This is a genomic window from Chamaesiphon sp. VAR_48_metabat_403 (genome assembly GCF_031422475.1).
Classification (GTDB): domain Bacteria; phylum Cyanobacteriota; class Cyanobacteriia; order Cyanobacteriales; family Chamaesiphonaceae; genus Chamaesiphon.
Map to the genome: position 1 here is coordinate 1 of NZ_JANPLS010000171.1, position 3,017 is coordinate 3,017.

At 41.3% G+C, this 3,017-nt stretch carries 7 protein-coding genes; 4 read left to right on the forward strand and 3 right to left on the reverse strand.

Annotated features, from left to right (window positions below; all coding sequences use genetic code 11):
• The 4 genes from RMO79_RS08215 to RMO79_RS08230 all read left to right on the forward strand — a co-directional run.
• Positions 1–243 (forward strand): hypothetical protein (locus tag RMO79_RS08215; protein WP_310482630.1); only part of this gene is annotated, 243 nt, incomplete at its 5' end.
• Between the two features lie 54 nt (positions 244–297).
• The gene (locus RMO79_RS08220; RefSeq protein WP_310482631.1) at positions 298–777 is read left to right on the forward strand and encodes a hypothetical protein; all 480 of its coding nucleotides are present in this window, start codon (positions 298–300) and stop codon (positions 775–777) included.
• A gap of 217 nt (positions 778–994) precedes the next feature.
• On the forward strand, positions 995–1,372 hold the full coding sequence (locus RMO79_RS08225) for a GIY-YIG nuclease family protein (RefSeq protein WP_310482632.1): 378 nt from the start codon (positions 995–997) through the stop codon (positions 1,370–1,372).
• Between the two features lie 4 nt (positions 1,373–1,376).
• On the forward strand, positions 1,377–1,583 hold the full coding sequence (locus tag RMO79_RS08230; protein ID WP_310482633.1) for a hypothetical protein: 207 nt from the start codon (positions 1,377–1,379) through the stop codon (positions 1,581–1,583).
• A gap of 19 nt (positions 1,584–1,602) precedes the next feature.
• Here RMO79_RS08230 and RMO79_RS08235 read toward each other — a convergent pair whose 3' ends face one another.
• The 3 genes from RMO79_RS08235 to argC form a co-directional block, all read right to left on the reverse strand.
• On the reverse strand, positions 1,603–2,001 hold the full coding sequence (locus tag RMO79_RS08235; RefSeq protein WP_310482634.1) for a transcriptional regulator: 399 nt from the start codon (positions 1,999–2,001) through the stop codon (positions 1,603–1,605).
• Positions 1,985–2,284: a type II toxin-antitoxin system HigB family toxin gene (locus tag RMO79_RS08240; RefSeq protein WP_310482635.1), complete on the reverse strand. Its 300-nt coding sequence runs from the start codon at positions 2,282–2,284 to the stop codon at positions 1,985–1,987. Before RMO79_RS08240 ends, RMO79_RS08235 begins: the two co-directional genes overlap by 17 nt.
• Positions 2,285–2,465: 181 nt before the next feature.
• Positions 2,466–3,017: N-acetyl-gamma-glutamyl-phosphate reductase (gene argC, locus RMO79_RS08245; RefSeq protein WP_310482636.1), on the reverse strand; the 552-nt coding region annotated here is incomplete at its 5' end.

The window sequence follows — 3,017 nt, forward strand, 5'->3', positions numbered from 1 at the left end:
ATTCAGGATAAAAAGTCTAAATCTGGTAAGAATACGCAAATCAATCTACGCGATCGATTGTATGAGCTGGAATTACTGAAAGTTGCTGATGAGAAAGATGTGGAGTTGCGATATGTGGGTAGTTGCGCGAATGATGGAACGTTGTTGCGTCCAGAACAGATGGTGTTTATGTTAGAGCAGGTTTCTGGGGTAGAGTTGCAGTTACTGAAGGTTGTTCGATCGAGATTAATATTGAGTAAGTAAATCTAAATGTAGAACACTCTAAATCTAACAGCGAACTTGATATATTTAAAACTAATGTGGAAGAAAGTACTTGGAGGTATTGTTTTTGTGTTCTTAGGGTTAATAGTCGCTCTTAAACATATCTCAAACGTGGTTAATGAATATTATTCACCAGGTTATGTAAGTCAATCAATAGCAATGTCCCGTAACAATAAAGTATTTATTTCACAACCAACTCTCATCCGAAAGACAATTCATTGGGAGAAATCTGAATACCCTATTCGCGAAGCATGGATAGAACAAACTATTCAATTTAAGTATGACTGGATTTTTTTCGGTCGCATTGTTCCAACTGGTCATCAGCTAATTGTTGCGATCGAACAAACAGGAAAGCCAGCAGGAAGAGACTTTGCTATTTTCGGACATGGAATAGTTTGTAATAATTCCATTTATATAGCAGACACTCAGTTTGGATCTCCGATGTTGCTATCTAAACATCTTTCAGGTAAATTACCCGCTTCACTTGATTGTGTAGCTGAAAAAAATGAAAATTGATGGATTGAGTGTATGAACAAATCAATTTTATGGGAAAATTTGTGCTGCAATGCCAAAATTATTTTGGAGTGATTACTCAAAATCACTCTAGATAAGAGGATAGATTTACTGAAATTGAATACTCAATCGAAATGCGATCGGGTCTAGTTGATCGATCGGTAGACTGCAACAGAATTTGTGAGAATATGGCTTTTGTGAGATCCGTCCGATTATTTCCATGCCGACAAACGACTCCGAACTTCAGATCCAGGCTCAGGGCATCCTAAATGCGATCGTCTTTATGCCCTTCGATCTATGTCAACCCTTGAACCGCGAGCTAACTACTATCCCTGCTCGTCCTGGTATCTATGCCATCAGACACAAAATAGACGGTTTGCTCTACATCGGCAAAACGAAGAGCCTGCGTGGGCGTTTCACTGGCGGACACAAATCATTTTTATGGGCGTGGCTCGATAAATATAGCGATGAAGATGTGCGGATTGCTTTCGAGATAATTTCTCATTGGCAAAACCCTGCGTTACTATTGGAACTAGAAGCCATAATTTTGAGAGCAACCGAACCACCTTATAACGTTCAGATTCCAGGCGAACGGTAATACTATGCAAACAAAACTTTTAGAACAACTTTCTGCTGCTGATGCTGCGATTATCCTAGAACTATTGCCAGAAAGGATTCGCTCGGCGATGATTGCCAGAGCTACTGAAATTGAGTACCCAGTCCAAGCTGTAGTTGAAATGGCGATCGCTAGTTTCCTCGATACAGAGGCATTGGGATTTGCCGATTGTAAACCAGGGCGCGGACAATGAGCAGTCAATTAACCTAATTTCAAATAAATAAACCAGCAGAAACCTGAAAATATTCACCAAGAGCCTTAGCTTGGATGGGATCGATCGAGCGTTTACCATCAACAATTTCAGCCACAATCTCAGCAGAACCGATCGATCCAACTAAATCGGCTTGACTAGTATTGCTATATTCCATTAGATGTAACAAAGCCGCATGAGGACTGACATCACCCATTGGATAATGCTTGCTTTCATAGTCTTCGATTAATGTCACGATTAACGATAGGAATTTTGACTCTTCATTACTTAGATTGCGATTAGCTACTAAGGGTTCAGCAATTGCTAAGGCTCGATCGTACTCCGCTTCTGATGTAATTACTTCAGGGACGAAATCTGCTAATAAATTAATGTAGACTGCTCTATCAAAAGTAATCGTCATTTTTCCAAGAATCCTTATCGTATTCTGAATGAGTTAGAAAATACTTGTAGTATATAATTTGATTAACATAGTTGATATCTACAATTAGTCGATAATTGTTTCCTTTGATATTGAAGACAGTAAAGTTACCAACAGCTTCTGTATCGCGGTAAATCTGTTTAACTTCCTCAAGATTTTGCCAAAATACAGTTTTGACAACTTTGTACCATTCTTCAATTACTGTCTGCGTATCTGGATATTTGGTAGCATCCGATCGTAGGTTCCGAATTGAGATTAGATGCATATCTTATTATTGTAGATCGGCAATTCGGCAAAGCCGAAGTTAAGCCAACGATCTGCTGAACTTGAGTAATCGACCTAAATGTTACATGCTTGACTCTATCGAAGACACTTTAACGACAAAAGATCTCCTTCACAAATAATTTACCCTCGTGTTAACCGAGGATAAATATTTAGTCTTTTAATTAAGGATAGAAACTCAATTGTGGTAAACCGAGGGTTTCATCCCAACCCATGGCTGCATTGAGGCATTGGATCGCTTGTCCGGCTTGCCCTTTGATGAGATTATCGATCGCGGAAACTACGATGACGCGTCCGGTGCGGGCATCTACTTCTAAGCCGATGTAGCACAGATTGGTACCTGCTGCCCATTTGGTTTGGGGATAGATGCCACCTTCGAGGATTCTGACAAAGGGGGAAGAGCGATAGAAGGCTTTATAGATCGTGATTAAGTCTTCGGTGACTAAACCCGGATCGCGGATCGTGGCATAGACGGTGGCGAGGATGCCGCGTACCATTGGCATCAGGTGGGGGGTAAATTGGACTTTAACCTCATGACTGGCGAGATCGCTGCATACTTGCTCGATTTCTGGAGTATGGCGGTGTCCAGCGATGCTGTAGGCAGTAATGCTGTTATCGGCTTCGGCGAGTAACAGATGGGTTTTGGCTTGTCTCCCGCCGCCGGAGGTACCGGATTTGGCATCGATGATGGCGGTATCGGCATCGATCAAACCTTG

What these genes read in the sequence shown, in the direction of transcription:
- RMO79_RS08220 (WP_310482631.1), top strand. Translation starts at nt 298, where the DNA reads ATGTGGAAGAAAGTACTTGGAGGTATTGTTTTTGTGTTCTTAGGGTTA.
- RMO79_RS08225 (WP_310482632.1), top strand. Translation starts at nt 995, where the DNA reads ATGCCGACAAACGACTCCGAACTTCAGATCCAGGCTCAGGGCATCCTA.
- RMO79_RS08230 (WP_310482633.1), top strand. Translation starts at nt 1,377, where the DNA reads ATGCAAACAAAACTTTTAGAACAACTTTCTGCTGCTGATGCTGCGATT.
- RMO79_RS08235 (WP_310482634.1), bottom strand. Translation starts at nt 2,001, where the DNA reads ATGACGATTACTTTTGATAGAGCAGTCTACATTAATTTATTAGCAGAT.
- RMO79_RS08240 (WP_310482635.1), bottom strand. Translation starts at nt 2,284, where the DNA reads ATGCATCTAATCTCAATTCGGAACCTACGATCGGATGCTACCAAATAT.